This is a genomic window from Actinomadura rubrisoli, from assembly GCF_004349215.1.
In the GTDB taxonomy this organism is placed as follows: Bacteria; Actinomycetota; Actinomycetes; order Streptosporangiales; family Streptosporangiaceae; genus Spirillospora; species Spirillospora rubrisoli.
Genome location: NZ_SMKU01000122.1, coordinates 1 through 24824, shown reverse-complemented (window position 1 = coordinate 24824; position 24824 = coordinate 1). Strand labels below are relative to the sequence as shown.

Annotated in this window: 23 protein-coding genes; 11 read left to right on the top strand and 12 right to left on the bottom strand. The window is 71.5% G+C overall.

Going from position 1 to position 24824, the window contains the following annotated elements:
- On the top strand, window positions 1–702 hold a 702-nt coding region (locus E1298_RS48305), incomplete at its 5' end, for a macro domain-containing protein (protein WP_207944777.1).
- Window positions 703–765: 63 nt separating this feature from the next.
- Here E1298_RS48305 and E1298_RS22485 read toward each other — a convergent pair.
- From E1298_RS22485 to E1298_RS22470, 4 genes are all read right to left on the bottom strand, one after another.
- Entirely contained in the window at window positions 766–1440 is a 675-nt protein-coding gene (locus tag E1298_RS22485; protein WP_131896369.1) for a hypothetical protein, read from the bottom strand.
- Entirely contained in the window at window positions 1430–4516 is a 3087-nt protein-coding gene (locus tag E1298_RS22480) for a hypothetical protein (RefSeq protein ID WP_131896367.1), read from the bottom strand. The genes E1298_RS22485 and E1298_RS22480 overlap by 11 nt, the downstream gene beginning before the upstream one ends.
- Window positions 4517–4697: 181 nt before the next feature.
- Window positions 4698–5723 (bottom strand): hypothetical protein, encoded by a 1026-nt coding sequence (locus tag E1298_RS22475; protein ID WP_131896365.1) that lies wholly within the window; start codon window positions 5721–5723, stop codon window positions 4698–4700.
- The gene (locus E1298_RS22470; protein ID WP_131896363.1) at window positions 5723–6574 is read right to left on the bottom strand and encodes a hypothetical protein; all 852 of its coding nucleotides are present in this window, start codon (window positions 6572–6574) and stop codon (window positions 5723–5725) included. Before E1298_RS22470 ends, E1298_RS22475 begins: the two co-directional genes overlap by 1 nt.
- A 159-nt stretch (window positions 6575–6733) precedes the next feature.
- Here E1298_RS22470 and E1298_RS22465 point away from each other — a divergent pair, with 159 nt between their 5' ends.
- From E1298_RS22465 to E1298_RS22455, 3 genes are all read left to right on the top strand, one after another.
- Window positions 6734–7948 carry a geranylgeranyl reductase family protein gene (locus E1298_RS22465; protein WP_131896361.1) on the top strand — a complete coding sequence of 405 codons (1215 nt, stop codon included), beginning with the start codon at window positions 6734–6736 and terminating at the stop codon, window positions 7946–7948.
- 210 nt (window positions 7949–8158) lie between these two features.
- Window positions 8159–9979 (top strand): protein kinase domain-containing protein, encoded by a 1821-nt coding sequence (locus E1298_RS22460; RefSeq protein ID WP_131896359.1) that lies wholly within the window; start codon window positions 8159–8161, stop codon window positions 9977–9979.
- Window positions 9976–12210 (top strand): FHA domain-containing protein, encoded by a 2235-nt coding sequence (locus E1298_RS22455; protein ID WP_131896357.1) that lies wholly within the window; start codon window positions 9976–9978, stop codon window positions 12208–12210. The genes E1298_RS22460 and E1298_RS22455 overlap by 4 nt, the downstream gene beginning before the upstream one ends.
- Before the next feature lie 53 nt (window positions 12211–12263).
- Here E1298_RS22455 and E1298_RS22450 read toward each other — a convergent pair whose 3' ends face one another.
- Window positions 12264–12566, bottom strand: coding sequence for a hypothetical protein (locus E1298_RS22450; RefSeq protein ID WP_131896355.1), 303 nt, complete (start codon window positions 12564–12566; stop codon window positions 12264–12266).
- Complete coding sequence (locus E1298_RS22445) at window positions 12548–13372, bottom strand: hypothetical protein (protein ID WP_165975605.1); 825 nt, start codon at window positions 13370–13372, stop codon at window positions 12548–12550. The genes E1298_RS22450 and E1298_RS22445 overlap by 19 nt, the downstream gene beginning before the upstream one ends.
- Window positions 13373–13471: 99 nt before the next feature.
- Between E1298_RS22445 and E1298_RS22440 the strand changes: the two genes are divergently transcribed.
- Window positions 13472–14632: a pentapeptide repeat-containing protein gene (locus E1298_RS22440; protein WP_131896351.1), complete on the top strand. Its 1161-nt coding sequence runs from the start codon at window positions 13472–13474 to the stop codon at window positions 14630–14632.
- Window positions 14633–14647: 15 nt separating this feature from the next.
- Here the strand turns inward: E1298_RS22440 and E1298_RS22435 are convergent, their stop codons facing one another.
- The 4 genes from E1298_RS22435 to E1298_RS22420 all read right to left on the bottom strand — a co-directional run bounded on the left by E1298_RS22435 (window position 14648) and on the right by E1298_RS22420 (window position 17615).
- Window positions 14648–16189, bottom strand: a complete 1542-nt coding sequence (locus E1298_RS22435; RefSeq protein WP_131896349.1) for a solute symporter family protein — start codon at window positions 16187–16189, stop codon at window positions 14648–14650.
- Complete coding sequence (locus E1298_RS22430) at window positions 16186–16494, bottom strand: hypothetical protein (protein ID WP_131896347.1); 309 nt, start codon at window positions 16492–16494, stop codon at window positions 16186–16188. Before E1298_RS22430 ends, E1298_RS22435 begins: the two co-directional genes overlap by 4 nt.
- A 386-nt stretch (window positions 16495–16880) precedes the next feature.
- Window positions 16881–17108: a hypothetical protein gene (locus E1298_RS22425; protein ID WP_131896345.1), complete on the bottom strand. Its 228-nt coding sequence runs from the start codon at window positions 17106–17108 to the stop codon at window positions 16881–16883.
- Between the two features lie 189 nt (window positions 17109–17297).
- Window positions 17298–17615, bottom strand: a complete 318-nt coding sequence (locus E1298_RS22420; protein WP_131896343.1) for a hypothetical protein — start codon at window positions 17613–17615, stop codon at window positions 17298–17300.
- Window positions 17616–17726: 111 nt separating this feature from the next.
- On the opposite strand from E1298_RS22420, the gene E1298_RS22415 reads away from it, so the two are divergent.
- Genes E1298_RS22415 through E1298_RS22405 form a run of 3 tightly spaced genes read left to right on the top strand, consistent with a single transcriptional unit; the run spans window position 17727 to window position 19729 of the window.
- Window positions 17727–18539, top strand: coding sequence for a helix-turn-helix domain-containing protein (locus tag E1298_RS22415; RefSeq protein ID WP_165975604.1), 813 nt, complete (start codon window positions 17727–17729; stop codon window positions 18537–18539).
- Complete coding sequence (locus E1298_RS22410) at window positions 18536–18727, top strand: DUF397 domain-containing protein (RefSeq protein WP_131896339.1); 192 nt, start codon at window positions 18536–18538, stop codon at window positions 18725–18727. The genes E1298_RS22415 and E1298_RS22410 overlap by 4 nt, the downstream gene beginning before the upstream one ends.
- 45 nt (window positions 18728–18772) lie before the next feature.
- Window positions 18773–19729 (top strand): cyclase family protein, encoded by a 957-nt coding sequence (locus tag E1298_RS22405; RefSeq protein WP_243725736.1) that lies wholly within the window; start codon window positions 18773–18775, stop codon window positions 19727–19729.
- A gap of 108 nt (window positions 19730–19837) precedes the next feature.
- Here E1298_RS22405 and E1298_RS22400 read toward each other — a convergent pair whose 3' ends face one another.
- Complete coding sequence (locus E1298_RS22400) at window positions 19838–20788, bottom strand: hypothetical protein (protein ID WP_131896335.1); 951 nt, start codon at window positions 20786–20788, stop codon at window positions 19838–19840.
- Window positions 20785–21267 (bottom strand): SigE family RNA polymerase sigma factor, encoded by a 483-nt coding sequence (locus E1298_RS22395; RefSeq protein WP_131896333.1) that lies wholly within the window; start codon window positions 21265–21267, stop codon window positions 20785–20787. The genes E1298_RS22400 and E1298_RS22395 overlap by 4 nt, the downstream gene beginning before the upstream one ends.
- A 481-nt stretch (window positions 21268–21748) precedes the next feature.
- Here E1298_RS22395 and metG point away from each other — a divergent pair, with 481 nt between their 5' ends.
- The 3 genes from metG (at window position 21749) to E1298_RS22380 (ending at window position 24774) form a co-directional block, all read left to right on the top strand.
- Window positions 21749–23302, top strand: a complete 1554-nt coding sequence (gene metG / locus E1298_RS22390; RefSeq protein WP_131896331.1) for a methionine--tRNA ligase — start codon at window positions 21749–21751, stop codon at window positions 23300–23302.
- 113 nt (window positions 23303–23415) lie between these two features.
- The gene (locus E1298_RS22385) at window positions 23416–23967 is read left to right on the top strand and encodes a TlpA family protein disulfide reductase (protein ID WP_165975603.1); all 552 of its coding nucleotides are present in this window, start codon (window positions 23416–23418) and stop codon (window positions 23965–23967) included.
- Window positions 23968–24774 carry a cytochrome c biogenesis CcdA family protein gene (locus E1298_RS22380; protein WP_131896327.1) on the top strand — a complete coding sequence of 269 codons (807 nt, stop codon included), beginning with the start codon at window positions 23968–23970 and terminating at the stop codon, window positions 24772–24774.
- The last annotated feature ends 50 nt before the right edge of the window (window positions 24775–24824 follow it).

Sequence of the window (24824 nt, the reverse complement as noted above, 5' to 3'; positions counted from 1 at the left end):
GCCCCCGCGCCGCCCTTCGCCGAGGCGCGGGTCCAGGCGCCCACCCCGCCCGCGGTGGTGTCGCTGGACGGCGCGATACCGCTCACCCTGCACGTGGAACCCGTCGAGATGATCAGTGGCGTGGACGTGATCGTCTCGTCGGAGAACACCTACCTGGAGATGTCCAAGCGCTTCCACAACACGCTGTCGGCCGCGCTGCGCCGGGCCGGGGCGCGGCTGGGCGAGTCCGGCGAGCTCCTGGACGACACCGTCCACCGCGAGCTGGTCCAGTGGCAGCGGGAGCACTCCGGCAACGGGCTGCCCGTGGCGCCCGGCACCGTGGCCGCGACCGGTCCCGGCGAGCTGCGCCATTCCGGCGTGCGCCGCATCTACCACGCGGCGGTGGCGATCCCGGAGGCCGACGGCACCACGTACCGCGTCGGGCCCGAGTCGGTGGGACGGGGCGTGCACAACGTCTTCCGCGTGGCCGTCCGCGAACGGCGGCTGTTCACGCCGCCGCTGCGCCGGATCGCCTTCCCCCTGTTCGGCGCGGGGCGCGGGCAGGTGGACCCGGCGGAGAGCTTCGCCTGGCTGTGGTCGTCCATCGAACGGGAGGCGCGCCTCGGAGATCTCCGGCCACGGGAATGGGACCTGCACATCATCACGCGGTCACCGGCGAGCGCCGCCGCGGTCATCGACGGCTTCGGCCACGGCCCGCCCTGACCCGCGGCCGCTCACTCGCCGGCAGGCCCGCGGCCGCTCACGCGCAGGCCGACCAGCGGCCGCTCACTCGCCGGCCTCGACGACGGCCATCGCGACGGCCACGAGGTCGTCGTCCGGCACGTTTCCGATGAGCCGGGACGGGGCCTCGTTCAGCCGGGCGTCGCGGTCGAGCCACCAGCTCGCCGCTCCCCAGGGGTCGAGGTCGGCGCCGAGCAGCGCGTTGATCCGCAGGACGACGGGACGGGGCGCGCCGGTCTCGTCGAACTGGAAGGCGGGCAGCCGCTGCTCCCCCGCCGGACCGGGCAGCCTGATCAGTGCCGCATCGGCGGGATCGCGGCCGAGGTCCCGGAGCTCGCGTGCGGTGAACGCCGGGCTCTCCAGCAGCCGGGCCTCGGTCTCGCGCACCGCCCGGTCGAGCGCGGACGCCGCCCCGGCGCACTCGGCCAGGTCGGCGAAGAGGTTGTCGAAGAGCCCGAGCACCTCCGCCGGGTCGGACGTCGCCGACCCGCGCGTGAGCATGTCCCCCTGGGCGAGGGCGCGCCGCACCGGGTGGCTCGCGGGCAGCATCTCGCCGAGGTCCATGACCAGTTCGAGCGCGATGTCGAGCCGGCCGTCGGCGTCGGCGTCGTCGTACTCGCCGACCAGCGCGACCAGCGTGGCGAGCGACGCCTCGTCCAGCCGCGCGGCGACGTCGGACCAGTGGTCGCGCAGCGCGGCGAGCGCGTGCTCAATGGGCATCGGTGATCACTCCTTGTCCCTGGAGGGCGAACGCGCGCCGCGCCGCGCCGTCGACCAGGTGCCGGGCGGACGCGCGGTAGGTGATCACCGCCTGGCGGAGGATCACCTCGCGGGGTCCCGCGCCGAGCCTCGCGGCGTGCCAGGGCACCAGGTCCAGGTCGCCGTACGGCACCAGCGTCAACCGCGGCTCGCGTCCGAGGCCCCAGCCGTCTACATGGTCCAGCAGCGGGCGGACCACCTCTCCCGCCCAGGCGCACAGCGATTGCAGCGCGACGCCGAATCGCGACAACGCCTCGCCGTGCTCTGCCGGGCATGCCTGCCGCAGGGCGGATTTCGCCTCGGCGAACGAGACCAGGAGCCCTTTCCTTCCGGTATTCAGGGAGGGCAGTTCCAGAGAGGACAGTTCGCCGGTCGCGCGGACCGCGAGCGCACGGCCGCTCGTTCCGTCCGGGCCGTACATCAAATAGACGAGGGCGTCGGAACCGGTCGCGCGGAGTGCGGCCGCCATTTCGGCCATTGACGGGACGGCATGGAAGGGCACCACGCCGGTCCCGTCCAGCAGCAGGCCGAGGGTGTGTTCGCGCAGATCGTCCGGCGGCTCCAGATCCAGCAGCTCACCGAGCATCTCCGCGGCCTTCCCGCCGGCCCTCGGCGCCTTGGCGAAATAGGCCCTCCACTCCGCTGCCGCCCCGGCCCGTCCCAGGGCGTCGAGCATCTCCGGGAGGCCGCGCGTCTCGGTCGCGGTGTGCACGACCAGCTCGCGGCCGAGTTCGAGCGCGGCGACCGCGTCCCGCCTCCGGTCCTCGGCCAGGCACCAGCCGGCCAAGACGTGGGCGAGATCGGCGGCGCCTTGGGCGACCGCCCGCGCGCTCTCGGGTCCGGCCCGCAGCATCACATCGTCGGCGTAGGCGCCCAGCGCGGCGAAGCCCGCCGACACGGCCTCTTCGATGTCGCCGCGCTCGCGGTACAGGCGGGCCAGCTGCCCCAGGACGGCGGCCTTGGCCGGGTCGCCGGGCCTGCCTTTCAGGAGTTCGCGCGCCCGTTCCAGGTGGTGGACGCCGGCCCGGAAGTCGGCGTCGCCGTCCTCACCGCGACCGGCGCGGCGCGCACGCCGGGCCAGGTGGGCGGAGCCCAGGGCGCCGTGGAGGCGCCCGCTCCCGACCGGCATCGCGCCGCCGCCGCGGTGCGCCTCCAGGGAGAGCCCGAGCAGCTCGATCCCGCGATCGAGCCGCGCGTCGTCGCCAGTGAGCAGGGTCCGCGCGATCAGCGCGTAACCGCCGCGGACGAGCGGGCCGGGGATGTCCACCGCCGGGCCGTGCGCCCCCAGGCCGTGCGCCCCCGGGCCTTCTGTTCTCCCGGAGAGCAGATCGGCCGCGGCCCGTTCCGCTTCCTCTTCCAGGATGCCGAGCCCCTCGTTGTCGCCGTCGAGTTCCCCCCGGAGCAAGGCGCGCACGACGAGCGCGATACCCAGAATGGAGTGGATCCCGCCGCGCGAGGGGAAGTCGTCGGGCATCCGGCGCACAAGCGGGCCGAGTTCGCGAAGAGCCTCGTCCAGCCTTTCGGCGTCGGCCGTCCGCCAGCCGTGCACGGCCCGGACGTAGGCGCCCATCCCGAGGACGGCGAGTTCCTCCGTCGAATCGAGGCCGTCCCCTTCCATCGCGCAATTTCTGAGGATCTCCGAGGCCCGGGCGAAATAGAAGTCGGCCGCCGCCGGGTTCCGGGCCCGGCCGTGCCGGTCGAACAGCAGGCCGCCGAGGACGCCGACGGCGCTCAGGGCGATGTCGTCCCCCGGCGGCAGGCCCTCGGCGGCCCGGCGGAGCTGGTCGATCGCCGCGGCCTCGTCGGCGCGGCTGCCGTCGCGCAGCCCGCGCAGCGCCATCGCCGTCCCGGCGAGGAAATGGTCCCTGGCCCTGGTCCCGGGATCGGTGCCGGGCCGCGCCGTCACGCGGCGGCCCAGGTCCACGAGGGCGTCGATCTTCTCGTGGTCGAACGTGAGCGCCGCGCTCGACACGGTCATCCCGGCCAGGGTCCGGAGGAAGTCGTCGTACACCGGATGGTGGCGCAGCAGATGGTCGTCTTGCTCCATCGCCGTGAGCGCGTTGGCGACGTGCTTCCAGGCCTCGTTCAGATCCGCGTACCGTCCCGCCAGGTGCGCGCGCCGGGCGAGCATGGCGCACAGTTCAGCGGCCACGAACGCGCCGGACGAATGGTCTCCGAGGGCTGCCCACGCCTTGCCCAGCGTTTCCAAGGCGTGGTCAGTGCGGGGAAGGGCGGCGGCGCGTCCACCGGCACCGGATCCGTCGATGCGCGCCAGTTCGTCGGCGGTCATCCCGATCAGCGCCCGCATCAGGCCGGGCCTGTCCGGTACGCCGACCACGCCGTTCGCCGCACCGTTCGCCGCACCGCTCGCCACGCCGTTCGCCGCACCGCTCGCGGCGCCGTTCATCGCGCCGGCCGGTCCGGGCGCACGTCCTGGGGACAGGCCCGGAATCGCCTCCGACATGAGGGCGAGGGCACGTTCCATATCCTTGGCGTCGCCGCGTGACGTCCCCCTGAGCATGAAGGCGGCTCCGAGCAGCCCCTGCACCGTGGGCCTGAGCCTGGCGGGGAGGGCGCCGGCGTCCATCGCGCGCGTGAGATGGACGATGCCGTCGTCCAGGTCCTGCTCGGCCGCCGCCCCCGCGGAGGGCCGCCACCCGGAGAAGAGCCGCAGCACAGAGGACATCTCCAGCCTGCCCGGCCGCATCAGCTCCGCGGGCATGACCCGAAGGACGAGCAGGACGCCCAGCACCGTGCTCACGGTCGCGGCCCTCGCGTCGGGGACGGCGGGGGACGCACCGGCGACCCTCCGCACGATGTCGACGGCCTCGTCCCGGTCCGCCGGGTCGCCGCCGCGCTCCACATAGCGGATCAGGAGCAGGCGGCACAGCTTCCAGGCGATCCGGTTCCAGGCGGTCCGGCCCGCCGTGGCGTCCAGGCCGGTGGACGAGGCCGCGTCTGCAACGTCCCCCGGCCTGGACTCGGCGATCCGCTCCCGCAGCGACGTGATCTCCCGATCGAGCGATGCGTCGCCCATCCGATCTCCCCTGTATCACGCCGTGAACCCCGAATACCCCGCGGAAAGGCGGACCCGCGATCAAGATATTGGCATGGAGAGGAGAGACATGGCAAGACGAATTCGGCTCGCAATCGATTCCACGAGAATCCTCGATTGGATGGAATTCGAGGATTCCATGCGATCAATGGCATTGATGGAATCAGCTGCGGCGGGCGCGCTCGCGGAGATCGTCCACGAGGCGGCCGGCCTCGATCACCTGTCTGCTGTCCAGCGGGTAGTAGGCCGCCTTGAGCCGCTGGGCCTCCTCGGCCCAGTGGAGCGCCTCGGACGGCGCGCCCACCGCGAGCTCCGCCCGGGCCAGCAGCGACTCGGTCCAGCCGGGCTCCAGGGGGATCCGCTCCCGCTGGGTCCGCAGGTATACGTGCTGGATCTCGGGTATCGCCTCGCCGGCCCGTCCGAGCAGAAGCAGCGCGTGGGCGTGGACCAGCTTGGCCCGCAAGGTCGAGATGTCCGCCACGCCGAATCTGAGGCTCCGCCTGTCGACCAGGGAATCGGCGATGGCCTCGGCCTCCAGCGCGTGGCGCGCCCGTTCCCCGAGATCCGCGGCGCGCTCGGCCGACCGCACCAGCGTCTGAGCCAGGATCGAGCGGACGATCCAGGTGAACGGATGCTGCTCCCCGTAGCGGTCCGAGCGGTGCGCGGCCTCCTCTCTGAGCATGCGCAGCGCCTCGGGAAGGTCGCCCTCCCCATCGCGGTCGCGCACCGCGAGGGCGAGGTTGGCGTGCATGATCCGCGTGCGGTAGTGGTCCCTGGTCAGCGCTTCGCAGCGCTCGCGCCACTGCCTGCGGTACGCCTCGACCCCGGCCTCCAGGTCCTCGCTCCGCCCGCGCCGCCTGCGGTAGCGCGCGCGATACGCGCGGATCAGCATCAGCGTGTGGTCGTCCGGGGAGAGCGCCGCCCGCGCGCGCTCCCACAGCGCGTCCAGGACCTCGACCGATTCGGTGAGCGGACGGGACCGGCTCTTCATCTCCTCCAGCCCGCACTCGACGAGGAAGACCATCCTGTTGCCCGGGCCCAGCTCGCGGACGGCGTCGGCGTGCAGCCGCTCCAGGCCGCTGTAGTCCCCCGACGTCTCGGCGCGGTGCAGCAGGGTCTCGTGGCGCGCCGCCAGCCCCGCCTCGGCATGGCTGAGCGGGGGGCCGGCCGGATCGCTCGTCTCGCGCATCACTCGTCCTTTTCCATCCGCCGGTTCAGGTCGCCGAGCATCGGCTGGAGCCTGCTCGCCAGCCGCTCCCGCCCGCACGCGTCGAGCCGCTGCCACAGGTACTCGATCTCCGAGAGCTGCGCCTTCACCCCGCGCGTCAGCTCGTCGACGTGGTCCGCGTCCCCGATGGCCAGGACCTCCATCAGCTCGCTGTGGACGACGTTGAGCACCGCGAGCGCGGAGGCCCCGTGGAGCTCGGACGCCGTGCGCAGCGTGGTGGCGAGGAACCCGGCCGCCCGCGCGGGCGAGGCGTGCCCGCCGGAGACCACGCACAGGTCCTCGACCGCGGTCAGCGGCGGAAGGTGCGCGCCGATCCGGGCCAGCCGGGGGTTGCGCGCGGCCCAGTCGGCCAGGACGCGCACCAGGGTCTCGGCGGCGAAGCGGCGCGAGACGTGGCCGGCGTCGTCCAGCGCGGCCAGCCATCCCTCCCGGTGGGGCCGATGGCTCCAGATCTTCGTCTCGGCGACGGCGTAGCCCACGACGTCGCGTCCGCCGAGCACTCCCCCCAACCCGCCGTCGCCGAGACGCCGCACCAGCGACCGCCGAGCCTGCCTGCCGAAAGTGGAGTAGAGGGTCGCGTTCCCCTGGTGGCCCGTCTTGCCGTTCATATCCGCACGCGTGATCTGGACGGTGGCGAAATCGGCGTCCGGCTCCAGCTCGGCGAGGCACGACAGGATCGCCTTGCAGTACAGCAGGCGCGGCCGGGGCTTCCCGCCCCCCGGAAGAGCGCCGGTCGCGTGGTGGCCCTCGAAAGCGTCCTCTTCCCAGCGGGCCGTCGAGGTCCTTTGCAACTCGCTTATCAGATCGAGCATCCCCTACCCCGTCCGTCACGTTGTGGAGCACTCTACGACGGTTTCAGGGAGCTATATGCTCGCCTTCGACCCCATCACGACCCTTGATGTAAATATCACCATTCGCACTATCGGCCGCCGCGTGTTTAGGGACGGTGCGCGCCGGGGCAGCATCGGGCTGTGACCTCGACCGAGAGCGATGTCCTGGTGGTGGGGGCCGGCCCCGCCGGCTCGACGGTGGCGTCCTACCTGGCCCGGGCCGGGCTCGACGTCCGCGTGCTGGAGAAGTCGGCGTTCCCGCGCGAGAAGGTGTGCGGGGACGGCCTCACCCCGCGCGCCGTCCACGAGCTGATGGCGCTGGGCGTCGACATCGACGCGCCCGGATGGTTCCGCAGCCGGGGCCTCCGGCTCGTCGGCGGCGGGCGCACGCTGGAGATGCCGTGGTCCGAGCTGACCAACCTGCCGCCCTTCGGGCTCGTCCGCCCCCGGCGCGACTTCGACGAGACCCTCGCCCGGCACGCCGTCCGGTCGGGCGCGGCCCTGGTGGAGAACACCAAGGTCACGGCCCCCTTGACGGACGACCGCACGGGACGCGTGATCGGCGTCGCCACGGACGGGGGGACCCACACGGCACGCCTGGTCGTGGCCGCCGACGGCGCCTCCTCCCGCCTCGCCGTCGCGCTGGGCATGCGCCCGCGCGCCGGCCGTCCGATCGGCGTCGCGGCACGGCGCTACTTCCGCGGCCCCCGCCACGACGACGACCACCTGGAGACCTGGCTCGACCTGGGCCCCGCCGCGTACGGCTGGATGTTCGGCGTCGGCGACGGCACCTGCAACGTGGGCGTCGCGCTGCTGTCGAAGGCGCACGCCGACTACCGGCGCCTCCTGCGCCGCTGGCTGGAGACGCTGCCCGCAGGATGGGGCTTCACCGAGGAGAACGCGACCGGGCCGCTGCGGGGCGCGGCGCTGCCCATGGGCTTCAGCCGCCAGCCGCACTACCGCCCCGGGCTCGTCCTGGTCGGCGACTCCGGCGGCATGGTGAATCCGATGAACGGCGAGGGCATCGCGTACGCCATGGAGGCGGCGCGCATCGCGGCCGGCACGATCGTCCAGGCCCTCGGGCCTTCCTCGGACGCCGCGCGCGCCGAACGGCTCCTCGCCTCCTACCCGCGCGCCCTCAAGGCCGCGCACGGCGGCCACTTCACGCTGGGCCGCTGGTTCGTCAGCGCGATCGAGAACCCGCGGATCATGCGCATGGCCACCCGGCAGGGCATGTCCCGTCCCGCGCTCATGCGATTCACGATCAAGCTGCTCGGCAACCTCACCGACCCGCGCGGAGCCACGGCCACCGACCGCCTCGCGCACGCCCTGGCCCGCATGACGCCGTCCTCCTGACGCCGTCCTCCTGACGCCGGGGCACCACCGCATAGGTGAAACACATTCAGCGGCTAAACGATCTTATTCGTTTTACGTCGTGCCTTAAACACGCGGTCACGCGGCCGAAACACGCGGTTTCCCGACGGTCTCACGGTTTTCCTTCTTGTGCGCTTTTGCGCCTCTACAGTCGAAGGCCTTCTCTGTCCTGCCGATCTGTGGGAGTCCACTGTGGAACGTCCTCTTGGGAGCCTGTACGTCCTCGAAGAGGTGCTCGGCCGGGGGGCGACCGGGGAAGTGTGGCGCGGGCGCACGCACGAGGGGCAGGAGTACGCGTTCAAGGTCCTGCACGACACCCTCGCCCGCGATGCCGAGACCAGGCAGCGTTTCCTGCGCGAGGACTCGATCCTCAAGAGCATCCGCCATCCCCACCTGGTGCGCGTCCACGACCTGGTCGCCGAGGGCGACACGCTCGCGATCGTCATGGACCTGATCAAGGGGTCGGACCTGCGCAAGCCGATGCGCGAGCACGGCGCCATGCGGCCCGGGGACGCGTGCAGCATCGCCGCCGAGGCCGCGAGCGCGCTCGCGGCGATCCACGAGGCGGGCGTGGTGCACCGCGACATCAAGCCGGAGAACGTGCTGCTCGACATGAGCAGCACACCCCCGGCGGTGCGGCTCACCGACTTCGGGATCGCCCGGATCGCCGAGCAGACCAGCAGCAAGTCCACGATGCTGGTCGGGACGGCGCCCTACATCGCCCCGGAACTGGCGGACGGCAGGTCGGCCGTCCCCGCCACCGACCTCTACGCGCTCGGCATCACGCTGTACGAGATGTGCTGCGGGGTGACGCCGTTCGCCGACAGGTCGACGCTGGTCACGCTGCAACGGCACGGGAGCGCCGCGCCGGGCCGTCCGCCCGAGATCCCCGATCCGCTGTGGGAGCTGATCGAGGGCCTGCTCGCCAAGGACCCGGACGACCGGCCCGCGCCGGCCGCGCGCGTGGCGATCCTCCTGGAGGCGCTGGCCCGCGACCTGCACCAGCTCCCCGCCGCGCCGACGCTGACCGAGCCGCCCGAGGCCGTCGCGCGGGTCCACAGCGTCCTCACCGACGTCTCGATGGCGACGCACCCGCCGCGGCCCGAGGGCACCGAGGCCGTGCGTCCCGCCGGGCGCCGTCGCCGGGGCCGCGCGCTGGCCGTCACGGCGGCCGCCGTCGTCCTGGTGGCGATCGTCGGGACCGCCGCGTACGCGGTGATGCGGCCCGCCGATGACGACCCCAGGCAGCCCGCCGCGGCTCCGTCGTCGCTGGGCGAGTCCGCGGAGTTCGCCCCCGGCCGGCCCACGGCGGCGTCCACCAGCCCCCGTCCGTCCTACGGACCCGGCAAGGTCCCCGACCTGACCGGCATGCCCGAGGCGCAGGCGAGGTCGCTGCTGCCCCCGACGACCTCCCTCCAGATCGTCCGCGAGCAGGCCCAGGCCGGGCAGCCCGACGGCGTCGTCCTCCGGCAGAATCCCCCGCCCGGCTCGGACCTGCCGCCCACGCTGCAGCTCACCGTGTCGTCCCGCCAGGCGACCCAGTACCTGGACGAGCTGACGCCGACCTCCGGCGAGGACGACCTGACCACCGGCACCGACGCCACGGACTACCGGCTGTCGGGCCGCCCCCAGCTCCACGCCGTCGGCATCACCGGCAGCTCGTGCAGCAGCGGCGAGAAGGGAACGGCCGAGTACGACCTCGGCCAGAACTACAAGCAGCTCGTCGGCGTGGCCGGCATCGACGACGACTCGCCCGCGGGCAAGGCCCAGGCGACGCTGGAGTTCTACGGCGACGCCCGCAAGCTCAAGTCGGTCACCACGACCCTCGGCAAGTTCAAGGAGCTCGACGTCGACGTCACCGGGGTCCTGCGGCTGACGCTGCGCTGGACCTTCACCGGGCTCGACGGCCTGAACTGCCCCGGCGCGACCCTCGTCATCGGCGACGGGCAGCTCGTCGCGGCCGCCGGGTACGTGCCGCCCTCGACGGCGTCCCCGTCCCCCTCGGGCGGATGAACGGCGCCGCGCCGCGGCCGGGCCGCCTCACCGTGACGGCGGACGGCCGGTCGCACGCGTTCGACCCGGGCGAGCGCGTGCTGATCGGCCGCGCCGCCGACTGCGACGTGGTGCTCACCGACACCCAGGTGTCCCGGCGGCATCTGGAGCTGACCCACGACGACGGCTGGGTGCTCCACGACCTGGACACCGCGAACGGCACATGGCACGAGGGGACGCGGCTGACCGCCCGTCCCATCACCGAGGGCCTGTCGGTCCGGCTCGGCGACCGGCACGCGGGGGCGACGGTCGAGTTCCTGGTCACGCCGCAGGACGCCGACGTGGGCGCGACGCACGACCTCGGAGCCCCGCCCCGCGAGCCGGTGCCGCTGCGCGACCGCCTCACGATCGGCCGGGCGCGCGACAACACCGTCGTCCTGGAGGACCCGCTGGTCTCCCGCGTGCACGCCCGGATCCTGGTGGGGCCGCAGGGGCACCTCGTCCAGGACCTGGGCAGCGCGAACCTCACCTTCGTCAACGGGAACCCGATCGCGCAGCGCGCGCCCCTGCGCGACGGCGACCTGCTGACCTGCGGGCGCACCCGGCTGGTCCGCGTCGGCGACCGGCTGCACTTCCTTCCCGGCACCGACACGGGCCTGGCGGTGGACGACCTGGTCGTCCTGCCCGGGGCCCGGGACGAGGCGTCCGCCCCGGCGCTGACCCTGCGGCTGCGCGCGGGAGCGCTGCTGGCGGTGGTCGGACCGTCCGGCGCGGGCAAGTCCACCCTGCTCAGGCTGCTGTCGGGCGAGCGGCGCCCGGTCTCGGGCAGGATCCGCCACCAGAGCCAGGACGTGCACGCCAACGCCGAGGTCCGCGCCCGCATCGGCCTCGTCCCGCAGGACCCCGTCACCTTCCCCGGGCTCACCGTGCGGCAGGCCCTCCGCTACACCGCCGACCTGCGGCTGCCGATCGACACCGACCCGCGCGAGCGGGACGCCGCCGTCCTGGACGCGCTGGCCGAGGTGGGCCTGGCCGACGACGCCGACCGCCGCGTCGCGCGGCTGACCGTCGACCGGCAGCGGCGGCTCGCCATCGCCGGCGAGCTGCTCACCGCCCCGTCCCTGGTGCTCGTGGACGAGCCGCTGGCGGGCCTCGACCCCGGCCTGGCCCGGGGCATGATGCGGCTGCTCCGCGAGCTCGCCGACGGCGGCCGGCACGTGGTCATGGCGACCCGGGAGCCGGGCGACCTGACCGAGTGCGACTCGGTCCTCGTCCTCGCGCCGGGTGCCCAGGAGGCGTACTACGGGCCGCCCGGCGGGCTGCACCGCCGGTTCGTCTCCGCGGTCTGGGCGGACATCTTCGACAGCCTGTCCACGGTCGCCGCGGCCCGCGCCGGCCTGCTCGGCGACGCGGCCGCGGGCGCCCCCGCGCCCGTCGAGGCCACGCCGGTGCCCTTCACGCGGCGGCGGCTGCTGCACCAGGCCAGGATCGTCTCCCGGCGGCACCTGCGGCTGCTGGCCACCGACCTGCCCAAGGCCGGCACGCTCATCGCCCTGCCGCTGCTCATCGGGCTGATCGCGATCGGGGTGGGCGGCGCGGACGGCCTGGCCGCCCGTCCGGACGCGGACGGCGCCGCGACGCGCATGCTGCTGGTCCTCGTCGTCGGGATGGCCGCGGCCGGCGCCTACCTGCCGGCGCGCGACCTGGCCGGGGAGCGGCACGTCCACCGGCACGAGCAGGCCGCGGGCCTGCTGCCCGAGGCGTACCTGCTGGCCAAGGCGGGCCTGTTCGGCGCCTTCTTCACGGCGCAGGCGGTGGCGGCGACGGCGCTGGTCGTGCTGGCACGGCCGGGACCGGCGGACGCGGTCCTCCTCGGCCTCCCGGCCCTGGAGATCGCCGTCGCGCTGTCCCTGGTCACGCTCGCGTGCGGCCTGCTCGGGATGGCGATATCGACGTTCTGCCCGTCCGCCGACGCGGTGCGGCTCCCCGTGTCGGTGGCGGTGCTGCTGCAACTGCTGCTCTGCGGCGGGCTGGCGCCGGTCGGCGGCCACCGGGTGCTCGCCGTCTCCGCCGTCCTCATGCCCGCCCGCTGGGGGTACGCCGCGATGGCCGCCACGGCCGGGCTCGACGCGGACGGGACGTCCGACGCGCTGTGGCGGCACGGCCCCGCGGCCTGGACGCTGAGCGCGGCGGTGCTCGTCTGCCTCGGCCTGGCGGCGGCCGCCGTCACGCTCTGGCGGCTGCGCCGGTGAGGAGGCCGGTGCGCCGGATCGGCGCCGGCCACCGGCCGGCGCCGATCCCGCGATCACCGCTCGGCCACCTTCGCCCGCAGCGCCATCACTCCGACCACCATGGGCACGCCGCCGCAGAGCGTGTTGACGATCGTCACCGTTCCCACCAGGGCCAGCTGGCACCGCTCCGCCGTCGTCAGCCCGGGAGCCGCCGCGGCGATCAGCAGCAGCGCGGCCCCCATCGCGGTCAGCAGTATTTCCGCCACCATTTTTCCCTCGCCTTCCACGCCGAATTGACGCTTCCCAGCATCGGGAAATAGTGGCTGAACGTCCGCTCCCCGATCGGGGAGTGGATTTCTCACATGCAGTTCCACCATTTGTTCTCCTGCACCGAGAGCCAGTGCTCGTCTTGGAGCAGCGCCAGATGGCGCGGGCCGATGACGTCGAAATGCAGCAGCGCCGAGACGATGGCGCTGTGCCCCACGACCTCCTCCGCCGGCACCAGGCCGTGCCGGGCCAGCTTGCCCCGCAGCGTCTTGACGTGATCGTGGATCTTCCGGTGGAACCGCTCCCGGCTCTCGGCGTCCGCGTCGATCCTCCGGAGCAGGTGGTGGGCGTTCGCCGTCTCCAGGGCGAGCCGTCCGAGCTCCGGCTGGGACGGCAGCCGCCCGATCCGGTCGGGCCGTTCCAGCCACGGACGGCACAGCAGGAGCGCCACCATGAACTCCCGCGTCTCCAGGTTCATCCGCACCCTGGCCTCGGTGCTGATCCCGTACGGCGGCGGCTCGATCTCGCCCGGCGCCACCGGCGGCACCACCACGTGCACCGCCAGGCGCTGCTCCAGCATCCGCGCCGACCCGACCAGCGCGCTGCCCGCGCGGAGCAGATGCCCGCCGTCGTGCGACCCCTGCACCAGCGCCGGCAACCGGACCGGCTCCCCCGGCCCCGCCTGGACGAGCAGTGCCTGCTTGCGGCTCAGGTTCACGATCCGCACACCGTCCGCGAGCACCGCGACCTCGCCCACCCGCCGCGACGTGAACCTGTCCTCGCCGAGCGGCAGGTCAACGCCCGGCCCGCGCCCGAACACGAGCCTCTCTCCGACGTCCAAGCGCCTCGGCACCCCGTCGGCCGCGGACACCTCGACCGCGACAAGTTCGTCAAGAGACGCCGGCACGTCGTCCATGGGAATCACCAATCGCCACGGGAAACCAGACCGTTCCCCGCCGAGTCTCAGGGGTGGTGCCCCCGCACGCTACCTCGGGATGGGACACAGGGAGCCGCGATGCAACACAATCCCGCTCACCCGCCGACCCCCGCCGCCGGGGAAGCGGACGGAGCACGCCTGGTACCGATCGGCGCGGCGCTGGCCGGGGCCCTGGTATTGGCCACAGCCGGGGCGGCCGGCCTGGTGGCGGTGGCCCTGGCCGTCCTCGGGGCCCCGGAACTCCAGCCCTCCCGCACCGTGACCCTCAAGCAGCTCCTGGACGTGATCAAGCTCGCGTTCGCGTCGATCGCCGGGATCGGCGGAGTGATCGCCCTGGTGGTGGCCTACCGGCGGCAGCGCGTGACGGAGGCGACCGCCCGGCTGGAGCACGCGAAGGAAGGCCGCGAGAGGACCCGGCTGTTCAACGAGCGCTTCGCCGCGGCGTGCGGCCAACTGGGAGACGAGAGCGCGGCGGTCCGGCTGGCGGGTGTCCACGCCCTCGCCGGGCTGGCCGACGACTGGCCCTCCGGCCGCCAGACCTGTATCGACGTGCTCTGCGCGTACCTGCGGATGCCCTATGAAGACGATCCCCCTCCCGATGCCACCGTGGAGCGGCTCATCCGCCTGCGGTCGATGCGCGAAGTCCGCCGGACGATCTGGAGCGTCATCGGCTCCCACCTGCGAGCCGGGGCGAGCCCGTCCTGGGCGGGCCACGACTTCGACTTCACCGGTGCGGTGATCGACTGCCACGTCCCCTTCTTCGGTATCGAGATTCCCAGCGGCGTCATGACGTTCAACGAGGCCCGGATCATCCGCGGCAACGTGTGGCTCCACAACGCCGAATTCTCGGGAGGCGAAGTGATCTTCGCCAACATCGAACTGCTCGGCGGCGAACTGGCCTTCCAGCGTGCGACGTTCCGGCGAGGCGTGGTCTGGTTCGTCGGCGCGAACTTCTCTGGGGGCGAGGTGTCATTCGGCTGGACGCACTTCTGCGGCGCGGAGGTCTGGTTCCCCAAGGCGCGATTCGCCGGATCCAGGACTTGGTTCGACCACATCCGCTTCTCCGCGGGAAAGGCGTATTTCGGAGACGCGCAATTCCTTAGCGGTGACATCACGTTCGAGGACGCGCGGTTCGAGGGCGGCGAGGTCGATCTGCGGGCCGTGACCGGAGTCGATCCCGCGGCCCTCGCCTTGCCGCCCTCCGCGCCGGGCCTCCTCCTCCCTCCGAGCAGCCAGTAGCCGAGGAAGCCGCGTTCAGGCGGACGTCTCGGGGACGGGCCGGACGGCGCGCCGTCCCCGGACGGGGAACGCGCGCCTGGCCAGCTCGTCGTACGGGCTGCCCGCGGCGTCGGCGTTGCCGCGGGTGGCCAGGCTCGCCCCCCACGCGCACAGGAACCCGAACGGCACCGACACCAGCGCCGGGATCGACAGGGGGAACAGGTGCGAATCGCCCATCACATCGGGTCCCGCCAGGACCAGGCCGACCGACGCCACCAGCCCGCCGACGAGCCCGGCGACCGCGCCGATCCGGTTCAGGCCCCGCCAGTAGATGGTCAGGACCAGGACCGGCATCGTCGTGCTCGCGGCGACCGCGAACGCCACGTTCCCGAGGAAGGCGATGTTGAGGGTCTTGGCCCACAGCGCGAGCAGGATCGCGACCACGGACACGGCGACCCCGGCGAGCCGTCCGACGACGAGCTGGCGCCGGGGCGAGACCTCCCCGCGCTTGAGGACGGTGGTGTAGAGGTCGTGCGCGATGGCGCCGGACGTGGCGATGGCCAGACCCGCCAGCACCGCCAGGATCGTCACCATCACCACGGCCGCCGTGATGGAGAACAGCAGGTTCCCCCCGACCGCCTCCGCCAGGCGCGGCGCCGCGAGGTTGCCCGCCTTGTTGTCGGCCACGATGTCGGCGCGGCCCACCTCGTTGAGGGCGGCGTACCCGAAGATGGGCAGCGCCGCGAAGAACGCCGCGAAGATCCACATCGCGACCTGCGCCGAGTCCCGCGCGGCGCGGCCGTCCCGGACGGTCAGGAAGCGGACCATGATGTGCGGCAGGCCCATCATGCCGAGCACCATGCCCAGCGTCAGCGACACCGTGTCCACCGATTTGAGGGTGTCGCCGTGGTGCGGGGCGATCACCCCGTCCCCGAACCGCGCCGCGGCGTCCTGCATGGACCCGATCGGGTTGCCACCGGTCTCGGCCGTCACCAGCACCAGCAGCGTCAGCGCCGTGACGATCAGCAGCACGGCCTTGAAGATCTGGATGTAGGTCGTGCCGACCATCCCACCCAGGATGGTGTAGACGGTCATCAGCACGCCGATGACGATCACAGCGGTCGGGAAGCCCACGCCGAGCAGCAGCTGCGCCAGCAGCCCCGCCCCGACGAACTGGATCACCATGTAGATGATGCTGATCACCAGGCCGGCCACCGCCATCGCGGTGCGCAGCCCCCGTCCCTCGAACCGCGCCGCCACCGCGTCCGCGAGGGTGTAGCGGCCGAGGTTGCGCAGCGGCTCGGCGATCACGAGCAGCATCAGCAGGTAGGCGGCGGGAACCCCGACGGCCAGGTAGAAGCCGCTGAACCCGGTCAGCGCCACCGCCCCGGTGATCCCGAGGAAGGACGCCGCCGAGAGCTGGTCCCCGGCGAGGGCCAGCCCGTTCTGCCAGCCGCTCACCCGTCCGCCCGCCACGTAGTGGTCGTCGGCGCTCTTGTTGCGCCGGGCCGCGTAGAACGTCAGCGCCAGCGTCACCAGGATGAGGACGGAGACGATGAGAACCGCCGTGCCGTTCACCGCTCGCCCCCTTCCATGCGGGACGTCCATGCGCGGTAGACGACCGCGCCGATCACCGGCAGCAGGATCACCACCAGCCCCGCGACGTACCCGGCGCCGACCCCGTTGGCGACACCGTCGAACACCCCGGTGAACGAGGCCAGGACGGGAAAGGTCATGAACGCGGCGACGGTGACCCCGGCCGCTCCCAGGACCACCCGCTTGTGCTGCCGGATCGCCGCGTCATGCTCGGCGAACCCGTCGTTTTCGTGGGAGCTTTCCTTCAGGTCAGGCGTGCTTTCTCGGTGCTCATGGGGGTGGGTCATCGAAAGGCACCTCCTCGGCGAATCCAGGCCGTACCACACAGACCGGATTTGATATATGAAAACATATACGAACCGAGGGCGAAAGCCCTTCGTTCCAACGACCGGAACACACCGTGACCCGGCCCCTACGGCTCGCAAGCTCACCACCCCGTGACCGTCCGGCTCCATCCAACGCAATAAGCGCAGGTAGAGGCCCCATAGACGATGGGCCCCGGGGCGCCTACAACCCGGGGGCCCACCTGTGTGCCCGGCCGCCGTTACCTTCCGGGACGACTAACCGGAGTGGCCCTGTACCGGACACCGCCCCCGGCGCCGGGGGGATCCTTCGCACGCCGGGGGCCGGCCTGCGCAAGGGACTCCCTGACCCCTGCGCAGGCGACTCGGGGTTACCCGCCTGGAGGGTCAGTCGGGGCGGCGATGATCAGCGGCACCGCAGTGGGGACGTTGGCGGCGAGCCACTCGTTCGCGGACGCGGTGATCAGCTGCACCGTGCCTCCGAGCAGGCCATGGCGAAGCATGGCGTCCTTGTACGCCTGATGAATGCGGGCGGCCTTTGCCCGCTCGTCGGCAAGGTCAACACTGACGCCTGCGAGCGCGCGAGCGAGTCGCTCCATGCTGTCGGGACGGTTCCTGAATGGTTCGCGGTCTGAGGGCATGACGTGCCTTCCTGTGATTGTGGCGACGGCGGCTGACCAGCAATGCGCCCACAAAGCCGCCGAACAATCCACACGCGGCTCCGTACGCGACCAGCAAAAGCAGCATGGACGCCAGCCGCTCGGCGGGAATGGCCGAGCCGAAAGCGATCACCCCTGAACCACTGAACCGAGTTCATCGGCGATCTTGCGCACGACCCCGTCAACGTCATCGACGGTTCCGATCAGTTCCCCGTCGCCGGCCCAGGCGAACCACGTTCTGCCGAGCGCGTCCACGGCCGTGATCTCCACGAAGCGGCGCGGCGCCCCCAGCCGGATGACGTTGAGCGCGGTATCACCCTCCGGCCGGACGATGCCGCACGCCAGGTCAGGCCACAGGGACACCGCCCGATCAAGGTCGGAGATGTACCCACGCAGCCGTTCCCGCCCCATTCGCGGGAAGCGTGGGTATTCGAGGAAGATGCCCATTTTCAGACCTCCACGGGCCGTCGCCTTTTCTTTCGAACACTCCCCAGAATGAACCCGCTGTGGTTAAGCTCGCTACGTTCCAGAACGCATCGCAACAAGCGAGGAGGGCTCATGCACGCGCGGGACTCACTGGACCCGAGAGGTTCGATCTGGCACTTCATCGCGGTTCACCTGCGCCGTTACCGTGAAGCGCATGGGATGTCAGGGCAGGCGCTAGGCGATCTCCTGGGCTGTGATCGTTCCACCGTTTCCCGCTACGAGTCCAACACACTCAAGCTCAAGCGTGACCACGCGAAGATCATCGACCGCGAGTGGAACACGAACGGGATGTTCATGGACCTGATCGGCTTTGCCGAGCGAGCAGACGAGGGCGACTGGCTCGTCAACCTCGCCGACTACGAGGCCCGGGCGACACGCATCCGGATGTGGGAAACGTCGGTTGTCCCTGGGCTGCTTCAAACACGTGACTACGCAAATGCGGCGCTAACCGCTGGAACCAACGACGATCCGGACGCGGATCTTGATCGGCGAATGCGCCGACAGGCATCCGTGTTCGACAAGCCGAGACCCCCGCGCGTGACCGCGTTCCTCAACTGGGTGGTCTTGGCCCAGCAGGTCGGCTCCCCAGAGGTCATGCGAGGGCAGTTCGCCCACCTGATCGAACTCAGCAAGCTTCCCCACATCAGCATCCGGGTCGTCGAGCGGCACGCCGGGGCGCACCCGGGCCTGGACGGCTCATTCAAGCTCCTCACGGTCGATGACCGCGACGTCGCGTACACCGAAGCAGCGACGCGAGGCCGGTTTCTCATGGACCCGTACGACGTTCAGGAGGTCGCAGTAAGCTACGACTGGATAGGCGACGTAGCCGCCCCAGTCGGACCGTCTCAGGCCCTCCTGGTGGCTGAATTGGAGAAGTACGCATGAGCGTTTGGCGCAAGTCGAGTCACAGCGGCACCTCGGGCAACTCCGACTGCGTGGAGGTTGCGGACCTCGTTGGAACCATCGGCATGCGCGACAGCAAGGACCCGCACGGGCCCAAGATCGCACTCCCCACCGCAAGCTTCCGTGAGCTGCTCGCCGACATCAAGCGCGGAGCACACGACGCGGCCTAGTCGCTGCACTTGCTCGCGCGTCACCGGAGGAGAGTTGATGCTGGGATGACGGCAGTGCGACCGATGCCCACGCAGGACGACGTGCTCGGTTACTTCAACACGCTCTCGAACTGGGGGCGGTGGGGCGACGACGACGAGCTCGGCACCCTGAACCTCATCACCGACGACGTCCGGCTGGCGGCGGCGCGTGCCGTGCGCCACGGCAGGAGCGTGTCGTGCGGATGGGAGATCGCCGTACCGGCGGAGATGGAGCGGTCGACGACGTCATGCCCGTGCGCCGCCGACATGCCGGGAGCCGAGAACATGCCGGTGGCCGGGTTCCGCAACGACCGGCGGTGGGGCTTCTCGAACGAGCATCTCGGCATCATGTTCCACAACAACTCCGTCACCCACGTCGACTCACCGTGCCACATCTTCTGGGACGGCACGATGTACAACGGGCGGTCGCACTCGTTGGTCGACGCCGAAACGGGATCGGCGTGGGCGGCCGTCACGGCGGCGGCGAGCGGGATCATCACGCGTGGTGTCCTGCTGGACATCGCTGCGGTCCGAGGCGTGCCGTGGTTGGAACCGGGAGAGGGAGTGTTCCCCGACGACCTGGAGGAGGCCGAGCGTCGCCAGGGTGTGCGAGTGCGATCCGGTGATGCGGTACTCCTGCGGACCGGCGGTGGCCGCGCCCGGCACGAGGGTGGTGCGTCAGGCGGTATCACGCAGGCCGGCTGGCACGCGTCCTGCCTGCCGTGGCTGCGCGAACGCGAGGTCGCGCTGATCGGCGCCGACACCCCCCAGGACGTTCAGCCGTCAGGGTACGACGACGTGCTGATGCCGGTTCACGCCGTGAGCCTCGTCGCGATGGGTCTGTGGATGCTCGACAACTGCGACCTGGAGGCGTGCGCGACGACGGCCGCCGAACTCGGCCAGTGGGACTTCCACCTCACAGTCGCGCCGGTCCGCCTCGCCGGTACGTCCGGCAGCCCGGTCAACCCGATCGCCACATTCTGACCGCGGGCCTCCGGTTCGCGCGAGATGATGCGAGCGGAGCGGACTGTCCCAGGCGCGGCGATACGGGGAACCGCCCGCGCTTGCAGTTCCCCGGTACCGCTGTGGTGGTCAGGGTGTTCTGACGGATTCGATCCGCAGTCCGCTCTTGACCTGCTTGATCCAGTCCTCGTCGCTCTTGCGGCCGACGACGTGGACCGCTGCGCCGTCCTTGCACACCATGAGGCTGCTCAGTTCGCCTTCTCGATCCCGGTTGGCGCCGATGCAGTCGCTCACTCGGTTGATGAACAGGGTCTTGATCTCCGAGCCCTGGACGGCCAGTTCTGCGACGGGCCCCATCTCGGCGGAGTCGTTGGCGCTGCTCGGCTTGACCTTGGCCACCGGGTCCCCGGAGACCCTGAGGAAACCCTGGGGGTCGATGAAGAAGGTCACCCGGCGCAGCTCGGGGAAGGACGGGTCGGGGTCGGTCTCGCTGACCACGTCGGCCAGGGTGACGAACCAATTGCCGACCCGTACCGAGTAGAGGTCGGCGTCATGCTCACTGCCCGGCTTCTTGGGTTCCCTCCACAACTCCAGTTGCTGCCCGCTCGCGTCGGTCACGTTCCGGACGTACCGGGAACCGGTTTTGATGACAGTGGCGGCGTTCAGGCCGACGTTCAGGTCGGTGCCGTTGAATCCGGTCTCCATCTTGGAGAACCGCAGACCCAGGCCGGAGGGGTAGCTGAACCGGACCTCGGTGCCGTCCTGGAGGACCACGGGCACGGTCGTGCGGCCGCCGCCGTGAGTGGCGGGTGGCACGAACGGCTTCATGTTCGGCAGGACAGGTGGGGTGGCCGAAGCGGTAGGAGTGGCCAGCGGGTCGACCTTGTCGTCTGTGGAGGTCGTTCCGCCGAAGGAGGTGAAGCCCAAGAGCACGGCTGCGGCGAGGCCGCCGGCGACGCCGGTGACCAAGGCCTGGCGGCGGCGCTTGATCCTACGGGAGGTGGCGTAGGCACGGTCCAGTAGATCGGCTGGGGCGGCATGGCCGGCCAGGGTGTGCAGTTCGTCACGCAGATCGTTCATCGGGTGAACACCTCCTCCACCGCCGTGAGGCGGCGCAGCCGGGCGAGGGCCTTGGTGGTCTGGCTCTTGACGGTGCCGACGGAGATTTCGAGGAGCCGCGCCGTCTCGGCCTCGGTGCGGTCCTCGAAGAAGCGCAGCACGATCACGGCGCGCTGGCGTGGGGGGAGCTGCAGCAGCGCCCGCTGAAGATCGAGCCGGACGGCGTGGTCCACGGACGGACCGGCGGGATCGGTACCCTCAAGAGGGCCTTCCCGGAACCGGCGACGTTGCCACCAGGCGACCTGCAGGTGGTACAGGACTTTGCGGGTGTAGGCCTCGGCGTTCCCCACCCGGTGGAGCTTGGCCCACGATCTGTGCGTACGGGCCAACGCCGACTGCACCAGATCCTCGGCCAGTTGCTGATCACCGGTCAGCAGATAGGCCGAGCGAAGCAGCGCCGGAGTCCGTGTTCGGACGAACTCCTCGAACTCTATGCTCATGAGGGCGACCTCCTGCCCCCTAGATAGGTGCACCGCCCTCAATGGTTGCCCATCACTTCCAGATTCCCCCTCGGACAGCGAGTGGTCGAGCCGGCGGCTGACGGCCGGTGAGCGCTCCGCCCGCCCCCGCCCGCCACAATCAGCCGGCCCGCGACGTAGGACGAGTTGGAGGACGAGCCATGGTGACTGCACCCGACGTCGTGGCCGGTGCGATCCACCAGGACCATCTGGGGTGTCGCGTGCCGACCACCTGGGTCTCGACCTGTCGGAAGACGACGACTTCGCCTTGGGCGCGCAAAAGGGGCAGGACGGCGCTGGTGCGCGTCGGCTAGCATGCGGCTTGTGAACACGTCCGTATGTCCGGTGATGATGCCCCGCTCACGGGGCCGCTGATACCGCACGGATGATCGTTTCCGAGGCCCTCGATATGGGGCCTCGATTCCTGTCCGCGGTCGGAGCCCCTTTCCACTGGGAGGTTCCCATGACCGCGCACACCTACATCACCACCACGATTCCCTACGTCAATGCCCGTCCTCACCTGGGCTTCGCGTTGGAGCTCGTCCAGGCCGACGTGCTCGCCCGCCATCGCCGCCTGCGCGGCGACCACGTCAGGTTCCAGACGGGCACCGACGACAACTCGCTCAAGAACGTGCTGGCCGCCGAGGCCGCCGGGGTCGGCGTCCAAGAGTTCGTCGACGGCAACGCGGCGGCGTTCACCGCCCTGGCCGGGCCGTTGTCACTGGCGGTCGACGACATCATCCGCACCAGCCGAGATCCCCGCCACCGGACGGGAGTGGAGCGCTTCTGGCGAGCCTGCGCCGACGCGGGCGATCTCTACCGCAGGCACTACGAGGGCCTGTACTGCGTGGGCTGCGAGCAGTTCTACGCCCCGGCGGAGCTGGACGGGGGCCGTTGCCCCGACCACGGCACCGAGCTCCAGCGCGTCTCCGAGGAGAACTGGTTCTTCCGCCTGTCCCGCTACGCCGACCGCCTGCGCGACCTCATCGGCACGGGCACTCTGCGAATCGAGCCCGCCGAGCGCCGCAACGAGGTCCTCTCCTTCATCGCCGGCGGCCTTGAGGATTTCTCCATCTCCCGGTCCACCGTCCGGGCCCGCGGCTGGGGCATCCCCGTGCCCGGCGACCCGGGCCAGGTGATCTACGTGTGGTGGGACGCGCTGGGCAACTACCTCACCGCCCTGGGCTACGGCACCGCCGACGCGGACCTGCGGCGCTGGTGGACGGGAGCCGAACGCCGCGTCCACCTGGTCGGCAAGGGCGTGCTCCGCTTCCACGCCGTCTACTGGCCCGCCATGCTGCTCTCCGCCGGGCAGGTGCCGCCGACCGACATCCTGGTGCACGACTACCTCACCGTCGAGGGCCGCAAGATCAGCAAGTCCGGCGGCGCGACCATCGACCCGGCCGCGCTCGTGGAGCGGTACGGCACCGACGCGGTCCGCTGGTGGCTGCTGCGCGAGGTGCCCCGCGTCGGAGACGCCGACTTCACGCCCGAACGCCTCGTCGGCCGCGCCAACGGCGAACTCGCCAACGGGCTCGGCAACCTCGTCAACCGCGTCGTCAGCATGATCCACCGCTACCGCGCCGGGCACGCTCCTGCCACCGAGGCCCCGGCCCCGGACGCGGAAGCTCTCAACCTGGCGATCCACCGGGCGCCCGCGCTCATCGACGCGGCTCTGGCCGCCTTCGACTTCCGCAGGGCCACCGCGGCGGTCTGGGACATCGTCGACGAGGCCAACCGCTACATCAACCGCGTCCGCCCGTGGGAACTGGCCAAGTCCGAACGCGCCGGTCGCGACCTGGACGCCGTCCTGGCCACGCTTCTCCGGGCCACCCGAACGATCGCCGAATGCCTGACGCCCTTCCTTCCGGACGCCGCGGCCCGCGTCACCCGGCAGTGCACTCCTGTGGACGGACGGCTCCCGGCGCCTTCACCTCTTTTCCAGAGGCTGACCACGCCCGCACCGGCGCACGATCCGGAAACCGGCGACCAGGGGGCGGTGGATCGCCGCGGGTAGGCGGCGACGGTTACGCCGCGGCAACCTCGGTCACGGCGTCGGCTGGCCCCCTGCGGAGCGGCCGTCATCGGCTTGTAAGGGTCTTGCCGGACGGGCGGATCTACGGTGAGGCCATGAAGCAGTTCAGCCTGATCATCGTCACTGCGGCGCTCGTCCTCACCGGCTGCGGAGGGGAGGGCGCGGACGAGGCCGCGACTTCCGTGGGAACGGCCTCTTCGCCTTCTGGGGTCGCCGGCTCGGCACCGGCGAAGGGCGCGCCGGCTCTTTTGAGGTTCCAGGCCGACAAGCTGGACGGCGGGGCGTTCGACGGGGCGAGCCTGGCCGGCAAGCCGGTGGTGTTCTGGTTCTGGGCGCCCTGGTGTCCCAAGTGCCAGGCGGAGGGGCCGGCGGTCGCCAAGGCCGCGCGGAAGTACGGGGACAGGGTCGCCTTTGTGGGGGTCGCCGGGCTCGACAAGAACAAGGAGCTGATGAACAGGTTCGTCACCCGGACGGGAACATCGGGGATCGTGCAGCTCGATGACCGGACCGGCGCCCTCTACAAGCACTTCAGGATCACGTCCCAGTCGTCCTATCTGTTCGTGAAGCCTGGGGGAGGCACGCATTCGGCGGTCGGACCATTGGACGAGGGCAAGCTGTCCTCGCTCGTCGACCGGCACACCCTCTAGATGGACGACATCACGCTCGCCCTGGCGGCAGGGCTGGTCGCCGCGTTCAACCCGTGCGGCTTCGCCCTGCTTCCGTCCTATCTGGCCCTGCTGGTGTCCGGACCGGGCGGCACGCTTCGCGCGTTGCGCCTGTCGGCGGCGATGACCTCGGGCTTCGTCACCGTCTTCGGTGTCTTCGGTGTCGTCATCAGCGCGGCCACCGCCCCCGTCCAGCAGCACCTTCCGTGGGTCACCGTCGTCACGGGCGGCGTTCTCGCGTGCCTGGGCGTGTGGTTGATTTCCGGGCGGGAACTGCTCGTCCGGCTCCCGAGGCTGAAGGTCGGCGGGCCGTCCAACTCGCTCCTCGCGCTCTACGGGTACGGCGCGTCCTACGCCGTGGCCTCTCTGTCGTGCACCATCGCGCCGTTCCTCGCCGTCACCGGCCTGGTCTCGGGCACCGGCGGCCTGCTGGACGGGCTGGCCGCCTTCACCGCCTACGGGCTGGGCATGGGGGTGGTCGTCGGCCTGCTGTCGCTCCTGGTCGCCCTCGCCCAGGACGCCGCCGTCCGCAAGACCCGTGCGCTGCTCCCCTACGTTTCGCGTATCAGCGGCGCCTTCCTGCTCGCGGCGGGCGTCTACGTCGCCTACTTCGGCTGGTACGAGCTGCGCGTGAACGCCGGGGACTCCGCCGACGACCCGCTCGTCGGCACGGTCACCCGGATCCAGGGCGAGGTCACCGGCCGGCTCGACGCCATCGGCGTCTGGTGGATCGCCGGGGCCTTCGCCGTGACCGCCGCCGCGGCGCTGGTCCGGCGCGTCCTGAAATAGGCTGCTCCCCCGGGCTGGGTGGAGGGGGTGCGGGGTGGAGTTGGATTGTC

What these genes read in the sequence shown, in the direction of transcription:
- metG (WP_131896331.1), top strand. Translation starts at nt 21,749, where the DNA reads ATGACCGCGCACACCTACATCACCACCACGATTCCCTACGTCAATGCC.
- E1298_RS22395 (WP_131896333.1), bottom strand. Translation starts at nt 21,267, where the DNA reads ATGAGCATAGAGTTCGAGGAGTTCGTCCGAACACGGACTCCGGCGCTG.
- E1298_RS22380 (WP_131896327.1), top strand. Translation starts at nt 23,968, where the DNA reads ATGGACGACATCACGCTCGCCCTGGCGGCAGGGCTGGTCGCCGCGTTC.
- E1298_RS22455 (WP_131896357.1), top strand. Translation starts at nt 9,976, where the DNA reads ATGAACGGCGCCGCGCCGCGGCCGGGCCGCCTCACCGTGACGGCGGAC.
- E1298_RS22405 (WP_243725736.1), top strand. Translation starts at nt 18,773, where the DNA reads ATGACGGCAGTGCGACCGATGCCCACGCAGGACGACGTGCTCGGTTAC.
- E1298_RS22410 (WP_131896339.1), top strand. Translation starts at nt 18,536, where the DNA reads ATGAGCGTTTGGCGCAAGTCGAGTCACAGCGGCACCTCGGGCAACTCC.
- E1298_RS22475 (WP_131896365.1), bottom strand. Translation starts at nt 5,723, where the DNA reads ATGCGCGAGACGAGCGATCCGGCCGGCCCCCCGCTCAGCCATGCCGAG.
- E1298_RS22485 (WP_131896369.1), bottom strand. Translation starts at nt 1,440, where the DNA reads ATGCCCATTGAGCACGCGCTCGCCGCGCTGCGCGACCACTGGTCCGAC.
- E1298_RS22440 (WP_131896351.1), top strand. Translation starts at nt 13,472, where the DNA reads ATGCAACACAATCCCGCTCACCCGCCGACCCCCGCCGCCGGGGAAGCG.
- E1298_RS22415 (WP_165975604.1), top strand. Translation starts at nt 17,727, where the DNA reads ATGCACGCGCGGGACTCACTGGACCCGAGAGGTTCGATCTGGCACTTC.
- E1298_RS22400 (WP_131896335.1), bottom strand. Translation starts at nt 20,788, where the DNA reads ATGAACGATCTGCGTGACGAACTGCACACCCTGGCCGGCCATGCCGCC.
- E1298_RS22450 (WP_131896355.1), bottom strand. Translation starts at nt 12,566, where the DNA reads ATGGTGGAACTGCATGTGAGAAATCCACTCCCCGATCGGGGAGCGGAC.
- E1298_RS22470 (WP_131896363.1), bottom strand. Translation starts at nt 6,574, where the DNA reads ATGCTCGATCTGATAAGCGAGTTGCAAAGGACCTCGACGGCCCGCTGG.
- E1298_RS22430 (WP_131896347.1), bottom strand. Translation starts at nt 16,494, where the DNA reads ATGACCCACCCCCATGAGCACCGAGAAAGCACGCCTGACCTGAAGGAA.
- E1298_RS22425 (WP_131896345.1), bottom strand. Translation starts at nt 17,108, where the DNA reads ATGGAGCGACTCGCTCGCGCGCTCGCAGGCGTCAGTGTTGACCTTGCC.
- E1298_RS22385 (WP_165975603.1), top strand. Translation starts at nt 23,416, where the DNA reads ATGAAGCAGTTCAGCCTGATCATCGTCACTGCGGCGCTCGTCCTCACC.
- E1298_RS22445 (WP_165975605.1), bottom strand. Translation starts at nt 13,372, where the DNA reads ATGGACGACGTGCCGGCGTCTCTTGACGAACTTGTCGCGGTCGAGGTG.
- E1298_RS22480 (WP_131896367.1), bottom strand. Translation starts at nt 4,516, where the DNA reads ATGGGCGACGCATCGCTCGATCGGGAGATCACGTCGCTGCGGGAGCGG.
- E1298_RS22420 (WP_131896343.1), bottom strand. Translation starts at nt 17,615, where the DNA reads ATGGGCATCTTCCTCGAATACCCACGCTTCCCGCGAATGGGGCGGGAA.